This window comes from Paenibacillus silagei (genome assembly GCF_017874735.1).
Classification (GTDB): Bacteria; Bacillota; Bacilli; order Paenibacillales; family Paenibacillaceae; genus Paenibacillus_AQ; species Paenibacillus_AQ silagei.
Genome location: NZ_JAGGLV010000001.1, coordinates 281,450 through 297,600 on the forward strand (window position 1 = coordinate 281,450; position 16,151 = coordinate 297,600).

At 53.6% G+C, this 16,151-nt stretch carries 12 protein-coding genes; 4 read left to right on the forward strand and 8 right to left on the reverse strand.

Annotated elements, in window-relative coordinates; all coding sequences use genetic code 11:
• Positions 1 to 90 precede the first annotated feature (90 nt).
• Together J2Z70_RS01150 and J2Z70_RS01155 are read left to right on the forward strand one after the other, a co-directional pair.
• Positions 91 to 462: a CidA/LrgA family protein gene (locus J2Z70_RS01150; RefSeq protein ID WP_209869297.1), complete on the forward strand. Its 372-nt coding sequence runs from the start codon at positions 91 to 93 to the stop codon at positions 460 to 462.
• Positions 462 to 1,142 (forward strand): CidB/LrgB family autolysis modulator, encoded by a 681-nt coding sequence (locus J2Z70_RS01155; RefSeq protein ID WP_076080997.1) that lies wholly within the window; start codon positions 462 to 464, stop codon positions 1,140 to 1,142. The genes J2Z70_RS01150 and J2Z70_RS01155 overlap by 1 nt, the downstream gene beginning before the upstream one ends.
• 27 nt (positions 1,143 to 1,169) lie before the next feature.
• On the opposite strand, the gene J2Z70_RS01160 is transcribed toward J2Z70_RS01155, so the two are convergent.
• Positions 1,170 to 2,138 carry a Gfo/Idh/MocA family protein gene (locus J2Z70_RS01160; protein WP_209868562.1) on the reverse strand — a complete coding sequence of 323 codons (969 nt, stop codon included), beginning with the start codon at positions 2,136 to 2,138 and terminating at the stop codon, positions 1,170 to 1,172.
• Positions 2,139 to 2,191: 53 nt separating this feature from the next.
• On the reverse strand, positions 2,192 to 4,507 hold the full coding sequence (locus tag J2Z70_RS01165) for an ATP-dependent DNA helicase (protein ID WP_209868563.1): 2,316 nt from the start codon (positions 4,505 to 4,507) through the stop codon (positions 2,192 to 2,194).
• A 202-nt stretch (positions 4,508 to 4,709) separates the two neighbouring features.
• On the opposite strand from J2Z70_RS01165, the gene J2Z70_RS01170 reads away from it, so the two are divergent.
• A complete protein-coding gene (locus tag J2Z70_RS01170; protein ID WP_209868565.1) occupies positions 4,710 to 6,650 on the forward strand; it encodes an LTA synthase family protein in 1,941 nt (646 codons plus the stop codon).
• Positions 6,651 to 6,812: 162 nt separating this feature from the next.
• Here J2Z70_RS01170 and J2Z70_RS01175 read toward each other — a convergent pair whose 3' ends face one another.
• Positions 6,813 to 7,223: a MarR family winged helix-turn-helix transcriptional regulator gene (locus J2Z70_RS01175; RefSeq protein ID WP_209868567.1), complete on the reverse strand. Its 411-nt coding sequence runs from the start codon at positions 7,221 to 7,223 to the stop codon at positions 6,813 to 6,815.
• 272 nt (positions 7,224 to 7,495) lie between these two features.
• Between J2Z70_RS01175 and J2Z70_RS01180 the strand changes: the two genes are divergently transcribed.
• Entirely contained in the window at positions 7,496 to 9,190 is a 1,695-nt protein-coding gene (locus J2Z70_RS01180) for a methyl-accepting chemotaxis protein (RefSeq protein WP_209868568.1), read from the forward strand.
• Between the two features lie 321 nt (positions 9,191 to 9,511).
• On the opposite strand, the gene J2Z70_RS01185 is transcribed toward J2Z70_RS01180, so the two are convergent.
• From J2Z70_RS01185 to J2Z70_RS01205, 5 genes are all read right to left on the reverse strand, one after another.
• The gene (locus J2Z70_RS01185) at positions 9,512 to 10,324 is read right to left on the reverse strand and encodes a transposase (RefSeq protein ID WP_209868570.1); all 813 of its coding nucleotides are present in this window, start codon (positions 10,322 to 10,324) and stop codon (positions 9,512 to 9,514) included.
• A gap of 27 nt (positions 10,325 to 10,351) precedes the next feature.
• Positions 10,352 to 10,918: a transposase gene (locus J2Z70_RS01190; RefSeq protein ID WP_209868572.1), complete on the reverse strand. Its 567-nt coding sequence runs from the start codon at positions 10,916 to 10,918 to the stop codon at positions 10,352 to 10,354.
• 365 nt (positions 10,919 to 11,283) lie between these two features.
• Entirely contained in the window at positions 11,284 to 13,293 is a 2,010-nt protein-coding gene (locus tag J2Z70_RS01195; protein ID WP_209868574.1) for a putative bifunctional diguanylate cyclase/phosphodiesterase, read from the reverse strand.
• Positions 13,294 to 13,518: 225 nt separating this feature from the next.
• On the reverse strand, positions 13,519 to 15,183 hold the full coding sequence (locus tag J2Z70_RS01200) for a hypothetical protein (RefSeq protein ID WP_209868576.1): 1,665 nt from the start codon (positions 15,181 to 15,183) through the stop codon (positions 13,519 to 13,521).
• A complete protein-coding gene (locus tag J2Z70_RS01205; RefSeq protein ID WP_076080960.1) occupies positions 15,176 to 15,976 on the reverse strand; it encodes an ABC transporter ATP-binding protein in 801 nt (266 codons plus the stop codon). The genes J2Z70_RS01200 and J2Z70_RS01205 overlap by 8 nt, the downstream gene beginning before the upstream one ends.
• Positions 15,977 to 16,151: the final 175 nt, after the last annotated feature.

The window sequence follows — 16,151 nt, forward strand, 5'->3', positions numbered from 1 at the left end:
AATTAGAATGTGAGCTATTCAATTCATTCATTGTACCTATGAAAGAATTAGATGTAAAATTTCAGTAAGAGATGAAAGGAGGTAATCATGATGAAAAAGATTACCTTAGGCTTACTGCAGGTGGCCGGACTAACCGTGTTCTCCCTGCTCGTTAACGGATTAACCTCACTACTGCATATTCCGCTTCCCGGAAGCATTATCGGGATGATTCTATTATTCCTGCTGCTCGAATCCGGCGTGATCCGTCTGAACTGGGTGGAGGCAGGAGCTTCTTGGCTGCTGGCTGAGCTGCTGCTGTTCTTCATTCCATCGGCTATCGGGGTCATGAACTACTCGAAGCTGCTGGAATCCTTCGGCCTGCAGGTACTGGCTGTTGTGCTCGTGGGCACCTTTGCTGTCATGGCCAGCTCAGGTCTGTTGACAGGGATGATCTATAAAGTAAAGGAGCGTAGAAGCTCATGATGACCGGACTATTATTCCTTGGACTTACCATTGCGGTATACCTTGTAACCAAACGGATTTATGCGGCCAGCGGCAAAATGTACGCCTCTCCGCTGATCATCACCCCGCTGGTAATCATCGGCTTCCTGCTGATCACAGGCAGCTCCTATGAATCCTATAATGCAGGCGGCAAATGGCTGTCAGACCTGCTTCAGCCGGCGACAATCGCCTTTGCGATTCCGCTGCACAAGAACTTCAAGCTGCTCAAAAAGCACGCCGCCGAAATTGCGGCAGGCGTGCTGTCAGGAACGGTAACGGCTGTACTGTCTTCCATGCTGCTGGCCAAATTAATGCACCTGAGCGGAGATCTCGCCACCAGTCTGGTCCCCCGTTCGGTAACTACGCCGATTGCCATGAGCATCTCGCAGAGCATCGGCGGAGTTCCCAGCATCACCGCAGTCTTCGTCATTCTCACGGGTGTGCTTGGAACGATGATGGGGCCCTCGGTGCTGCGCCTCTTCCACATTGAGAATGAAGTGGCGCGCGGAGTGTCGCTGGGCACCGCAGCGCATGGCACCGGCACCTCCAAGGCCTTCGAGCTTAGCTCGCTGACCGGCACCATCTCCAGTATCTCAATGATTCTGGCGGCGCTGTTCTCCATTGGGCTGGCACCCGCACTGATCGCAGTGTTCATTCATTAAGCAGCTCCCTGCCCCTAAGACAGAATCCTACAGCTTCACCGGCAATCCGCTCTGGGCGGATTCATACGCGGCGCAGGTTACCTTCAGCGTCTTGTACCCGTCCTCATAATCGCTGAGAATACGGGAGCGGTCTCCGGTGCGGACAGCGTACAGGAAGGCCTCGCTCTCTACAGCGTAAGGGTTGCCCGTATTCTTGTATTCCTTGCTGTCCCCGCTGCGGACTTCGAGCAGACGCTCCGGATTCCAGTCAAGCATGCCGTTGTCATTATAGAAGCTGATTCCGGCCTTGTTCACCTCACCGGGCAGCACACAGGTATTGGAGATACTGGCGATAATGCCGCTCGCAAGCTTCAGCGACACGGTGCCCACATCGGCTACGGTCACCCCTTCATGCTTCTCATGCATAATCCGGTTGCCGAACATGCCGTAGACCTCTGTCACCTCACCGGCCAGATAACGCAGCAGGTCAACGATATGCGTCGTCTGCTCCGTGAATTGCCCGCCGGACTGCTCCTGATTGCGCCACCACGCCACGCCGGGCATTCCGCCCATCCATTCTCCGGTAATCATCCCTACCTTGTCTCCGGCAAGCGTCTGCTTCAGCCGCTGGATATTCTCCTGATAGCGGAAATGATAGCCTACCGAGGTCAGCAGCTGATGCTGCTTGATATCCTCCAGCAGACTGGCCGGAATGGCCGTACTTGAGCCTAGCGGCTTCTCGATGAAAAAGGGGATATCCCTGCGGATCAGTGCCCGCTCAATCGCCCCGTGCGACTGTGGCGGCACACAGATGTAGACGGCATCCAGCTTGTGGCTGTCCAGCATCTCGGTAATCTCCCCGTAGCCTTCGGCCCCGTAAGGGCGGGCCATCTCTTCTCCCTTAAGCTTGCTGCTGCCGCAGACCGCCTTCAGCGACACATCCTGCATGCCCGCCAGCAAATCCGCATGTACCTTGGAGAACCAGCCTGTTCCAACAAGTCCGATATTAAGCGTCATGTCATTACCTCCTGAGTTGTCTGGTGAATGCCTTTTCAATAGATTATACCCGCTTAGGTCAACACAGAGTAGTCCCGCCACTCCTCTGGAAGCAACTGCCGGTAGGAAGGCTGCATGAAGCGGTCGTCTGCGAGCACAATGACCCCGCTGTCGTTCTCACTGCGGATCAGCCGTCCTCCAGCCTGCTGCACCTTGCACATGCCAGGGTAGATATAAGCATAATCGAAGCCGTTCTTGCCCTGTGACTGGAAATAGCTCCGGAGCAGGTTGCGCTCCAGACCCACCTGCGGGAGTCCGACCCCCACCACCATTACCCCGTTCAACCGGTCGCCGGGCAGATCCACCCCTTCGGACAAAATACCGCCCAGCACGGCAAAGCCAAGCAGCGGCTCCGGGTTATCCGGGCGGAAGGCCGCCAGGAAGCCCTCCCGCTCCGGCTCGCTCATCCCGCTGCCCTGCAGCAGCGTAGGGACTTCAGGGTACTTCTCGGTGAACACCTCATAGACATTCCTCAAGTACAGATAAGAGGGAAAGAAGACCAGGTAGTTGCCCTTCTTCGAGACCATGCCTCTAAGAGCATTACTAAGCGGCTGCAAGGAAGCCTCCCGGTCATGAAACCGGGTGGATACCGGCAGGACAGACACCTGCCACTGCTCTTTGTGAAAAGGTGAGGCCAGGCTCAGACTGTAGTCCTCCTCGCCTGCACCGATCATGTCCCTGTAGTACGAGAGCGGCGAGAGGGTCGCAGAGAACAGAATCTGGCTGCGAAAGCTCTTGCCCATTTGCTGCAGCAAATGCGACGGATCGAGATTGAACAGCTTCAGATACACATCTCCGCTGCGCACCTCGGCATAGGTAATGTAGCGTTCATCGTAGGTTTTGAAGGTACGAAGCATCCCCTGTACTGCGTAATAGGTATCCAGCAGGCTAACCACCTCGTCCTCGTCCGCCTGCACAGAGCTTACCGGGGAAGAGGAATTCAGCAGCTCCAGCTCCGCTTCGGCTGCGAAGTTCTCCAGCAGCTCCGGCAGTTCCTCCGGATAGGCCGCCCACTCTCCCGCACCCTTATCACCGCAGATCTTACGCAGCGCAATGAAGAAAGCGTTCACCGCTTTGGCGGCAGTGCCGAGCCGGGGATTCGCCGTTTTGTAGGTCCGGCTGAGCGCCAGGAAGGGTGCCTTGGTAAGCGAAGCAGAATACATCTCCCGGCCCCGGTCCACCAGATTATGCGCTTCATCCACCAGCAGCACGGTGTTCTTCTTACGCTCCTCGGACATGCGCTTCAGACTGATGCGCGGGTCGTAGATATAATTATAATCGCAGATAACAACATCGCAGGCATAGGCGGCATCCAGCGAGAACTCAAACGGGCAGACCTGATGCTTATGGGCATAGCCGGCGATCGTCTCCCGGGTCATCAGCGTCTCATGCTCCAGCATATCAATCAGCGCGCCGTTGATCCGGTCATAATAGCCCTCCGCATACGCGCAGGAATCCGTGCCGCAGATGCCTTCCTCCCGGAAGCAGGCCTTCTCCTTCGCCGTCAGCGCAATGACATGCAGATGCAGCCCCCGGCGGTTCAGCATCGAGGCTGCCTCCTGCGCCGCGATCCGTGTAACGGTCTTTGCGGTCAGATAGAAGATACCGGCCGCCTTGCCTTCGCCCAGCGCTTTGACCGCCGGGAACAGAGTGGACATGGTTTTGCCGATGCCTGTCGGTGCCTGGGCGAAGAGGTTCGCCCCCTCAGCAATGGAGGTGTAGACTGCGGCTGCGAAATGGCGCTGGCCGGGCCGGTAAGCCGAGAACGGAAAAGACAGGTTCGTGATGCTCTCCCCTCTCTTCGCCTTGTAACGGACCATCATCTCGGCATACGGTGCATATCTGCTTACTGTCTCTAGCGCAAAGGCCGTCAGCGCTTCACGGGACATCTCCCGGTAGAGACTGTACTGTGCCTCGCTTCCCCGCTGCACATAGGTGAGCTTCACCTGAATGTAGGGAAGCTCAAGATCCGTTGCCAGCATGTAAGCGTACATATAAGCTTGGGCCCAGTGTACCTCCTTCCCTTCAAGCGCAGGGTCCGGGATTCCGGCCATGGACTTGATCTCCTCCACTGTCAGGCTCCCATCCTCTGCCGTAAGCAGTCCGTCGCAGCGTCCGTCAATCTGGAACAGCAGCTCTCCGTAAGCAATTCCGGTCTTCAAATAGACCTCCTTGCGGTCCCCTTCCTTGTATTGCTTCTGGATCAGCTGATGGCTGCGCGTCCCCTCCGCCATGGCGGCTCCGCTGCGGAAGCCCGGCTCCAGACTGCCGCTGCTGTAGGCAAATTCCACAAGCGCCCTCACGGACAGTATGATTTCTGTATGCTCCATCCGCCCCCACCTCCAATAATTTCCGCCAGCTTCCGCTGCGTAAGGCTCATATTCTTCGTTTAACGCCGATATCCCCCCGCCTGAGGGAGTGGCCTGCGCCGGGTTCGTTCTAGCCGTAGTTTACGCGCGCTCCAGGGAGTATACGGCCGCTTCTGATTTTTGACATTCCTTCCCTGGCACTGCATAATAAGTTCTATTGATAATGGTATTCTTATGTCCTCATGCTGCTGTTTCCTATCACCCGGGAAACCTGTTCATTCTTCAGAAAGAAGGCGAAGCTGTGTCATCCCAAACTGTGAAACGCTGGCTCCTTAAGCCATTTGTGTTCTTTTCCATTCTTTTTCTGTTCAAAAGCCTGCTGGCCTGGGGTGTAATCTTTGATGATTTGCAATTCTGGAAATCCGTATTGACAGAGCTCCCCTTTGTCTGGGCCCTGTTTTTCCTGATTGAGCGCTTTGCTTCCAGACGGAAGCTCGGCTATTACATGACGGTCAATCTGCTGGTTACCGCGATCTTTTTTGCCGCCATTATGTACTTCAAATATTACGGGGTCATTGTCACTTACCATGCCGCCGAGCAGGTGAACCAGGTCACTGCCGTCAAGAACAGCGTGTTCTCATTGATGGACCCTTATTATCTGTTGATCTTCACCGATATTATCGTGCTGGGCTTCTACTTCTTCATTAACAAGAACGGACGCAATTATAAAAAAGACCAGATCAACCGGCGCAGTGGCCGGACGCTGCATGTCGTACTGTTCGCGGTCTCGCTCGGACTCTGCCTGTTCAATATTCTTCCGAATAAGGCGAGCATGAATGAGATCAAGAAGGCCCAGGAGATGGGCATCCTTAATTATGAAGCATACACGATCTTTGCCAAAGATAAAACCGAGCTGGTCCAGGCCAGTGAAATCACACAGAGCACGATTAACCAGCTCAAGGGCATCGACCCTTCAGCTGTCTCGGCTTATGCCGGTTCCGCCAAGGGCAAGAATCTGATTGTGATCCAGCTGGAGTCCTTCCAGAACTTCCTGCTTGGTCTGAAGATAGACGGCCAGGAGATTACCCCTAACCTGAACCGCCTGATGGAGGAGAGCCTGTACTTCACGAACTTCTATCAGATGGTCGGCCAGGGCAATACCTCCGATGCGGAATTCGTGGTCAATTCGTCCTTCTATATTCCTCCGCAGGGTGCGGCCACCATGTCTTATATCGACAAGCAGCTGCCGAGTCTCCCCCGTCTGCTGGGAGACAACGGCTATCAGACGGCCACGTTCCACACCAATGTAGTGGAATTCTGGAACCGGGGCGAGCTATACAAGGCCCTCGGCTGGCAGAAGTATTACGATCACCAGTTCTTCGGTGATGAGGATGCCTTCTTCTTCGGCGCTTCCGATGAGGTGCTCTACCGCAAATCCTCGGAGAAGCTGAAGGAAATGAGCGATGCGGGCCAGCCGTTCTATGCCCAGGTCATCTCCATGTCGGCGCATCACCCGTTCACTATTCCTGAAGAAAAGCACAAGATGAAGCTTCCTGAGCGGTATGAAGGAACCTTCGTCGGCGATTATGTCCGGTCGCAGAACTATGCGGACTATGCCTTCGGACAGTTCGTAGATGAACTGAAGGCGAATGGATTATGGGAGAACAGTCTGGTTATGGTCTACGGCGACCATATGGGACTGCCGATCTATTCGCTGGATCATGACGACAAGCAGCTAATGAAGGAAATCTACGGATATGATTACAGCTACGCCAATATGCTCAACATTCCGCTGCTTATCCATGGCGAAGGAATTGCTCCGCAGAAGCTTGCACAGGTAGGCGGAGAAGTCGATATTATGCCTACAGCTGCCAGCCTGCTGGGGGTATCCATGGATAACAACATTTATTTCGGCCAAAATCTGCTCAGCCAGTCCTACAATCTGCTGCCGCAGCGGTATTACCTGCCTACAGGCTCCTTTATTTCCAGCTCTGCCCTGCTGATTCCGGGCAACAGCTTCGAGGATAATACCCAATATCCGCTGGCGACCGGAGGTACTGCTCCGGCCGGCAACGAGGATGAATACAACCGCGCTCTGCGGCTGCGCCAGTTGTCTGACAGTTATGTCACGCAGCTGCCGGACAAAGAACCTGCCGCAGAATAGCCAGACTCAAGTGGAAACGGAACCGTCCTTTTTAAGGACGGTTCCGTTTCAGCGAGAAATAGAAGGATAATTTATAGTGTAAAACTTATAAATTCTTATATTTAGACAAGAGGCAGCGCCTCTCCGTAACGGGAGAAGCGCTGCCTCTTTGTAATACTTATGTTAACGCTCCTGATTCTCCAGCATGAGATAATAATCCGCGAAGTTCTCCAGCTCTGCCGGCTCCAGAATGGCCAGATGCTCTTCCAGCAGCAGCAGTGACCGGCGCTGTGCTTCTTCCAGCACCTCTTGTCCCTTGCCGGTGATCGTGACGATTACCGCTCTGCGGTCATTCTCGTCCGTCACGCGGGCGATCAGCTCCAGCAGCTCCAGCCGGTCCAGCATGACGGTGACTGCACTGGACTTCACCTCCATCTTGTCCGCCAGCTGAATCACCCGTGCCTGCTGCTCCTGAAAGATCATATGCAGCAGCCCGAATTGCGGCACAGTCAAGCCCAATTCCTTATGAAATGACATCTGCGACATGATTCTGCGCTGAACCTTCCACATGGATAATCCCACACGTTCGATCAAAGGATTGACTTCTTGTGACATCCCTTCAGCTCCCAGTCCGTTTGTTCTGCTTCAAGCGTACCATTATACGGGTCCGACATACAATATTTTTTGAAACTGAAATAGGATTAGGCGCCTGTTTTTCAATGATTTTTTATACATAATCCATCATTTTCCGACACAAAAATTCTTTTTTCTGACGTCTGCTCAAACCGCAGCGTATGCGCTATAATCGTAGCAGTGAACCCCATAATTCACTTAATCTTTTAGAGTCAGGGCTGGTGATATTTGTTATGAAATTGGCAACAAAATTAACATGGATGATGCTGATTGTATTGCTACTGGTTGGTTCATCCATAGGCTTCTTCGGTTATCATGCGGCTTACAAGCAGATCGATGAAGCTGCAGGCATTGAATTGGTAGGCTGCGCGAATATAACAACCGGTCTTATCGATCCTGCCGACATAACCGCTCTGGCTGCCGGCGATACCAGCAAGCTGACTGCGATCGAAGACCGCATCGGATGGATCAGTGATCACAAGCCTATTTTCAAAGAAGCCTTCATTCTATCACTGGACGGCAAGGTGCTGGCCGCTGACAAGAACTTCAAACAACGCGGCTACAAAGCTGGAGACCCCTTCTACTTCGCAGATGAAGATAAAGAAATGATTACCACGATGAAGCACTCCGCCTACTCGAAGGTGTATACATATCAGGGCACCTCCCTCAAAACCGGCTACGGCCCCATCTATCAGGACCATGACCCTACCAAACCCATCATTGCATTAATGGCGATTAACTTCGACGGCCCCTTAATTCAATCCCGGACCATGGATATCATCACCCAGCCCTTCCTGATCGGCAGCTCCATTCTGATTATTGCGATTCTCGCCGCTTATCTGCTGATCCGCCGGATGGTCAGCCCTCTCACCAAGCTGTCCGCATCCGTGAACACGGTAGCCCAAGGCGATCTGACCCGGGAACCGCTGCTCTTCACAGCCAAGGACGAGATCGGCGAGCTTGCCCGCGACTTCAATGCGATGACCCTGAATCTGCGTGACTTGATCACACAGGTTAACGATACGTCCATGCTGGTTGCCTCTTCTTCCCAGGAGCTGTCCGCCAGCGCCCAGGAGACCAACCGGGCCGGAGAACACAGCGTTAATGTCACTCTGGATCTGGCCGATGGGGCACACACCCAGCTGCAGAATTTGGAAGGCAGCTTCAAGGCCGTGCAGGATATGTCGCATTTCATTACTGAAATTGCATGCAATGCGGACAGCGCAATGAACCAGGCAGCCATCAACTCCCAGAAGGCCCGGACAGGCCGGGAATCTATGGACTCGACCACCTCCCAGATGGCCATTGTAGGTGCGAGCATCTCGGATCTCTCCGGCATTATTGAGACGCTGGGCAGCCATTCCAAAGAGATTGAGAATATTGTCGGCACCATTGCCAGTATTGCCGAGGAGACGAACCTGTTATCCCTCAATGCGGCAATTGAAGCCGCACGGGCCGGAGAAGAGGGCCGCGGCTTCGCTGTTGTGGCAGGCTCAGTACGTAAGCTGGCCGAGCGATCTGCCGGATCTGCCCGCCAGATCGGTGAGCTGGTCAGTCTGATTGTCCAGCAGATGGACAAGGCCGGAGAGACCATGAGGCACTCCACGGAAGAAATGCATCACGGCAAAGAAATGATTATAGCGGCCGGCCATTCCTTCTCCGAGATTGAGTCATCCGTCTCCGATATGTCTGCACATAGCCAACAGATCTCAGCCACCGTGCGTGAGCTGGCCCTGCTCTCTGACGGACTGGTCGCTTCGATCCAGAAGATCGTAGCGGTCTCCAATCAGACGGCCGAGGGCGCGGAGACCTTGTCCGCCTCGTCTCAAGAGCAGCTTGCCGCCATGCAGGAGGTCGAATCCTCCGCCGCATTCCTCTCCTCCCTCGCAGAGAAGCTGCAGGTATTAGTCGAGAATTTCAAAATCTAGACCGGATTCTCATACATTTTTCAGAACAAAATCACCCCGCGGGTGAAGGATGCTGCTGCCTTCTCTCACCCGCCGCTTGTATTGTTGCACATTTTGCAGGATTCCTTTATAAAAGTTACTGGATACGGGTACAATGTTGCATTATTTGCACAAATTCCGGGGCAGAGGGCAAGTTAATGCTGACTTTGTTGCATTTCGTGCAGGATTTCGGCATAGACCGCTTCTATGGGGCAGTATTGTTGCACTTCTGAGTCAATTTCATAATTCAGTGTGCTAGATATCAAGACTGGGCCAAGAATTTAAGGTCATTTTTTAAAAAAATCAGGCGACTTGCTGAGAGCTTCTCATCTGCTGGTTCAACTTGTCTAAGGCAAATTTACTCAAATTGTACGCGAGCGTACTGAGCTGGAAATCAACACTTGCCCGGACACCGCGGTGACGTGTGCGTTTCATCCCGAAATACTCTTTGAGATAGGCAAACACACGCTCCACCGCCGTACGCTTGTTGTACAGCGTGGTAAAACTTTCGCTACCTCTTGCGGGATAGGTGTGTAAACGCAAATCCGTTTGCATGCGAATTTTAAACACTTTTTGGCAATCGGTACCGGAGAGCGCGCAGCCTTTGCATTCGCTAGGCCGGGTGTACTTCAGGGTCTCATACTTGGCATCAAAACTGTCGTAACGGTACGCATGTCCTTGAGCGCACACCGGCGTGTAATCCAGATTCATTCCTGCAGGCGGGTCTTTGTGGTGAATCAGGGAAATCGCAGGATAGGCGCCGAGCGAATGAATCAACTGGTAGATCGCCGCGCAGTCGTAGCCTTTGTCGCCCAAGATATGCTTGACCTTTAGCCCCGGAAACTTCAGGAGCAGGCCTTTGAGAAGGACGACCGCCATCCGCTGGTCATTCGGATTAGCCGAACTAAAGAGGCCACTGAGGATATACTGGCTGTCCGTGTCGACCAGCAGATTCGCCTTGAACCCGTAATAGCTGGTCATTCGGCCCTTCGTATTTTTCTTGTCACAACGCGCAGCATGCCGGGGCAACGCGATCAGCAGTTCATCGTACGTGTAAGGCAACATCGCTTCAATGGTTTTCTGGAACGGTCCGAGACTTTGTTCATAGGCTTCCATTTCCTCGCGCCGACGTTCCTTTTCGGCCTAGGATGGACGACCTGGCTTGCTGTACTTGGGTTTCTTCAGCGGCTCGTTCACCGCCTTCGGCTCAGGCTCGGGAGATTCGAGCTGAAGTTGCTCGGCCACCGGAGCTTCGCCTTTCTTTTGCTCCCGACGAGCCGCACGACGCTTGGAAGCTGATTCGCTAAATTGGCAATCCCACGCCTCGACCATGGAGGAATCCACAGCAAGATGGGTTCCGCTCACAAAGCCTTCTTCTAGGGCAGACGTGACTAGGCGATCCTGAAGTTGTTCCAGCATTCCCGTTTGCTCTAGGGCATGAATCAAACGAGAATAGGAAGCCTGGCTTGGAATGTTGTCCGAGCCCGTAAACCGGCACTGGACTCGAAATTCGTGGCTATGATTCAGTCGCCGGACCAAGGCGGAGATAAACTCAATGTTCTCCATTTTGGCAATCAGCAGCGAGTAGATCATGGCAGGTACGTTTAATTGTTCAGGCCGTCCGCGATGGCTCTTTTTCCCCAGTGCGGACAGAACAGGAGCTAAATGTAGGTGTTCAAAGATTTGGCTGTATTTATCTTCCGGACCCATCTGGAGCAATTCCTCAAAGGAAAACAGTTCTTCTTGTCGAATAGAATAGATAGGGATTACCTCTTTTCTTCTCGGGTGTTGGTTTCGTCGCCTATAACTTCGAGAATGTGGGGAGGTACTCCTTTTTCTGTGCTCAAAAAAGCCAGGTATAGCAAGGGTTTTGAATTATGAAATTGTCTCCTTCTTGCAAGATTTCTCTATAAATGTTACTGGCTTTAGAGCATGGGGCCCTTCTCTCGGCATATCAGCACCCATTGTATTCGCTTTTTCGCATACAATTCCTAAGTAGCTAAAAAGGCTGCCCTGATGTGGAACAACCCTCCACATCCAGGACAGCCTTTTGCGTGCAACAGCAACCAGGAGCATTATGCCGTATTCTCAATGAACCATTGGCCTAATTCGTTAACCGGCATCGGACGGCCGTAGTAGTAGCCCTGCATCACGCTGCAGCCCAGCGATTGCAGCAGTTCAATCTGCTCCGTAGTCTCCACGCCCTCAGCCACAACCTCCATGTTCAGATTGCTGGCAATGGCAATGATGTTGCTGATGATCGCTTTCTTGGAATGCATCTTGCTCTTGCGGATGAAGACCTGATCAATCTTCAGGGTATTCACTGGAATCTCATCCAGATTGCCAAGCGAAGAGAAACCGGTTCCGAAATCATCCAGGGACACCCGCACACCGAGATCCCGCAGCTTGGAGAGCTGGGCTACCGTCTCTTCCATATTGTTCATCGCAATCGACTCAGTAATCTCCAGTTCAAGGAAATGCGGCGCAAGGCCTGAACGCGACAACGCCTCTTCCACTACCTCATACAGGCTTCCGCCTTCAAACATCCGCGCCGACATATTAATCGAGACCGCTACACTGGCAACCTTCGCCTGATGCCAGAGCATATTCTGTCCGCACACCTCATGCAGCATCCAGTATGTAATAGGGACAATCAGGCCGGTCTCCTCGGCGATCGGAATGAACTCTCCCGGAGAGATGACGCCATGCTCCGGATGTCTCCAGCGCAGCAGCGCTTCAAGCCCCACGGTGACATTCAGCAGCGAATCCCATTTGGGCTGGTAGACCACCATGAATTCCGAGCGGGCCAGTGCCTTGCGCAGATCCTTCTCCAGTGACATCCGCCGGACCTGATGACGGTTCATCTCCAGATCGAACACACTGAATTTATTCTTGCCCGAATCCTTGGAGGTATATAGCGCCGTATCGGCTGCCTTCATTAGCGCCGAACGGTCGGTGCCGTGCGCCGGAGTCATGCTGATTCCAACACTCGCAGTTACGTACAATTCGTTACCTTCAATGCTGTAAGACTTCTTGAGCTCCTGAAGGATATGCTGTGCTACCTCCTCCGCCGCCACGGCGGTGCAATCCGGCAGCGCAATCAGGAATTCATCCCCGCCAAGCCGGAACACCTTCCCCTTCCCGCCCACGCAGCAGGTCAGCCTGGCAGACACCTCACACAGCAGCAAGTCTCCAATATCATGGCCCAGCGTATCATTAATCGATTTGAAGCGGTCCAGGTCAACAAAAAACACGGCGCCGGAGATCCCGCCGAAGAAATCATCCTTGAAGTAGCGCTCCAGACCATGCCGGTTCGGCAGCTCGGTGAGCGGGTCATGATAGGCCATGCGCTCCAATACATCCCTGTCCAGAAAAACAGTCCCGCCGGAGACTGCCAGCACGAACAGGGTAACCAGTGAAATCCCTGTCAGCAGAACCACATCGGTCTCCATCAGCATCGGGGCGGGCGCCTGCCAGCTGTAACTATGCAGGTCGCTCGCTCTCAGACTCGTATAATGCATACCGGTAACCGCCAGGGCGATGAATAGAGCCGAATACAGCTTCCAGCGGTTGAAGCCTGTATGATCCTTGAATCTGCGGAACATTAGAACTCCGATGTAGGAAGCAGCAAGGGCAATCAGTACCGATACAGCCTGATCCATTGCCCTGTAATGAATCTTGGCCTCCATCTCCATCGAGGACATTCCGGCATAATGCATGAACGAGATGCCGCTGCCGAGTATGCCGCCGCCCGCAAGAAGACGCCAGCTTCTCTGGCGGGGTGCCGTAACCAGTTGAAGGGTTGCATAGCAGGAGGACATAATAATAAGCAGGGACACGGCAGCCATCACCGGATGGTAGCTGACCTTGAACGGCAGGCGGCTGGCCATAATGCCGACAAAATGCATGGCCCAGATCCCGCCGCCAAGGACACAGGCACCTGAGAGCAGCCAGAGACGTCTGACCCGGCCCGCGGAATGGGAAACCTGTGAAATCAGATTAAGCGCGGAGTACGCTGCTGCGGCAGCTAGCGTATAGGATAGTAAAACGATCCAGATATTATAGTGGATTCCCATTTGATCCATAGTTGACCTCTTCACTGGTTATAGTATCAGCGTCGTTTCAGGGTCTATCTTAAGTTATAAATCAATATACGGATAGCGGATAAATGGAAGAGTATATAATGATTGCAGGTATTCTCTGAAAACTAACTTTAGCTGTATTTTACCTTGTAATCACCGGGCTGTCTAAGTAAATAATGGAACTTGGACCCTTTTTTGAACGCCGGCAAAAATTGTCCATATTTGTCCTCAGCCGCCTGCGCGGAGGGTTGGAAATCCGTTGTCCCGGGAGGTATCCGGCAGGAAGGCCCTGCGCCAGATCCAGGCATTTGCAGCTACCAGAATTACCATGTAGATGTATATTCCTGCAGGAATCAGGGTGAAGACATAGTGCACTCCGGCCAGCCCCCCAAGAATGAACAATTGTACAAAAGCACTGCCGGTGAATTCCTTCCGCTGCGCCGCCTCGTACTTCTCCGAGAACGGGAGCGCCTTCGGGAACGTAAGGAAGCAAATCACGGCATACAGCAGCAGAGCCAGCAGGACGACTGCCATATCTGCAATAATCCAGGAGCCCAAGAGAGCGGTGAACACTGCCGCCTCCAGCAGAAAGAGCGGCACCAGCAGCTTCACGACCGCTGCCTTCAGCATTCCCCGGTAGACCAGCCCCTTGCCCGGCAAAGGAATCACCTGATAGATCCATGCCCCCTTATAGCTGGCCGAGTAACGGACCATCTGCACGACCGTCATCAGCAGCAGCGCGCTGTAATAGATAAACAGGAAGGACTTGGAGCTTCTGATCCCGGCCAGATCGCCGCTCCACACCTGATTGAAGATGAAGATAAAGGGAAAGATCAGCGAGAAGCCGATGGTCGGATATACCCGGAGCTTGAACTCGCGTTCATTCTTCATCATCGACCAGGTGAAGCGGAAGAACATGGCCTCCGCTTTGTTCCGGCACACGGTCTCCGACAGCACACGGGCAAGCCGCCCGCTATCCCGGCCCTCTGCGCCATGCTCAGCCAGCTTCTGAAGGCTGCGTTCAAATACCGGCATCAGCCGGATGTAGGCGGCGAACATCACGGCAGGCACCACCACAGAGAGCGCTGTCAGAATAACCACGGACCGGCTTCCTGTTCCGCCGCCCAGCAGCTCGAACGGCGCCCCGAACCAGACCGGAGCCAGCAGAAAATGCCACCAGGCGGGAGTGAAATCCAGCCCCAGCTCCGATAGATTGAACATCCGGCTAACCAGCTGCGCGCCGACGGTTACCGCCACAGACAGGACAATCTGAACGTAGTTGATGATGTCCTTGAGCTTTTCCCCGTCAAAGAACCTCAGGATCAGCAGATAGATTAGCGCAGTGAACACCAGAATGAAGCCGTCCATCAGCAGAATCTCAGCTGCGTACACGAAGAAGAAGCCCGGCCCGTGCCGGAATAAAGAGAATAACAGCGAAGGTCCGGTGAAAGTCAGCGTTAAGGTCAGCAGATAGATCAGAATATGTAAGCTCTTGGCCATGTTCAGTGTACGGCGGTCCACCGGCTTGGAGAAGAGGATGTTCTTATCCCGCAAATCCAGCATCACCGTCGAGAAGTCGGAGATCAGCGTCGTGGTGATCAGGAACATCACTATACTGAACAGCAGACTCATCATCAGCATATGATGATCTCTGGGTGCGACCATAGCGATCAGCATCAGCCCCAGCAGCAGATAGAGCCACTGGACTCTGAAGGGCGAGCCCTCCATCTCCAGCTTGGAATTCTGCGACCCGGAGAACAGGGTAGGTGTCCGTCTGCCATCCATCGTCAGCTTGACCTGAAGAATGCGGCGCATGAGCGCATAATCGGCTCCCAGGCCCTTAAAGATCCACTGTATCCGGTCAAGCAGCTTCAGAATCAGGAATTCATTCATGCCCCGCACCCTCGCCTATCACAGCCACGAACTCGCTTGCAATATCCCTGTATTGATCGAACCCGGTCAGCTGATTGAAAATCTCCTCCAGCGACCCCTCCCGGCTCTGCTCCCGCAGCTGCGTGAAGGTTCCGTCCGCGACAATATCGCCTCCGTCCAGCAGGATGATCCGGCTGCTGATTCTCTCGACCACATCCATAATATGCGAGGAATAAAAGATGGTCTTGCCCCTGGCGGCAAGCGTGGCGAAGATCTCCTTGACCACCATGACACTATTGGCATCCAGCCCGCTGAGCGGCTCATCCAGGAACAGAATATCCGGGTCATGCAGCATGCTGGCAATCAGCAGCACCTTCTGCTTCATCCCCTTGGAGTAGGAGGCAATCCGCATATCATAGGCCTTCTCCATGCCCAGCAGCCCCATCAGCTTCCGCGCCTTGTCATCGGCATCCGCCTGCTTCAGTCCGTAGAGCTCACCGGTGAAGGTCAGATACTCCCGCGCTGTCAGGCTGTCATACAGCTCTGCTACCTCAGGCACGTAACCGATTCTTTTTTTGTAAGCCGTATCCCCGTCCGAGATATCCCTGCCAAAAATCCGTATGGTCCCGTTGTAACCCTCCACCAGACCGAGCATAATCTTGACTGTCGTGCTTTTACCGGCCCCGTTGGGTCCGATGTATCCGATAATCTGCCCGCGGTATACCTTCAGATCAATCCCCCGCAGCACCATCCGGTCACTATAATTCATCCACAAGCCCTCAATTGAAATCACCGGCTCTTCCGTTAAGCCCATTGACGTCTCTCTCCCTTCAGTAAGCATACTCTTCATCCCGCAAACAGAAATTACCATTCACCCTATTCTAGCAAATTTTAGCACTTGATTCCTGTGATTTATCGCAGCCGGAATTCTGCATCAACCCGGAAACAGCAAAAAGAGCAGCCCTTAGGCTACTCTTGGTGAATTTGCT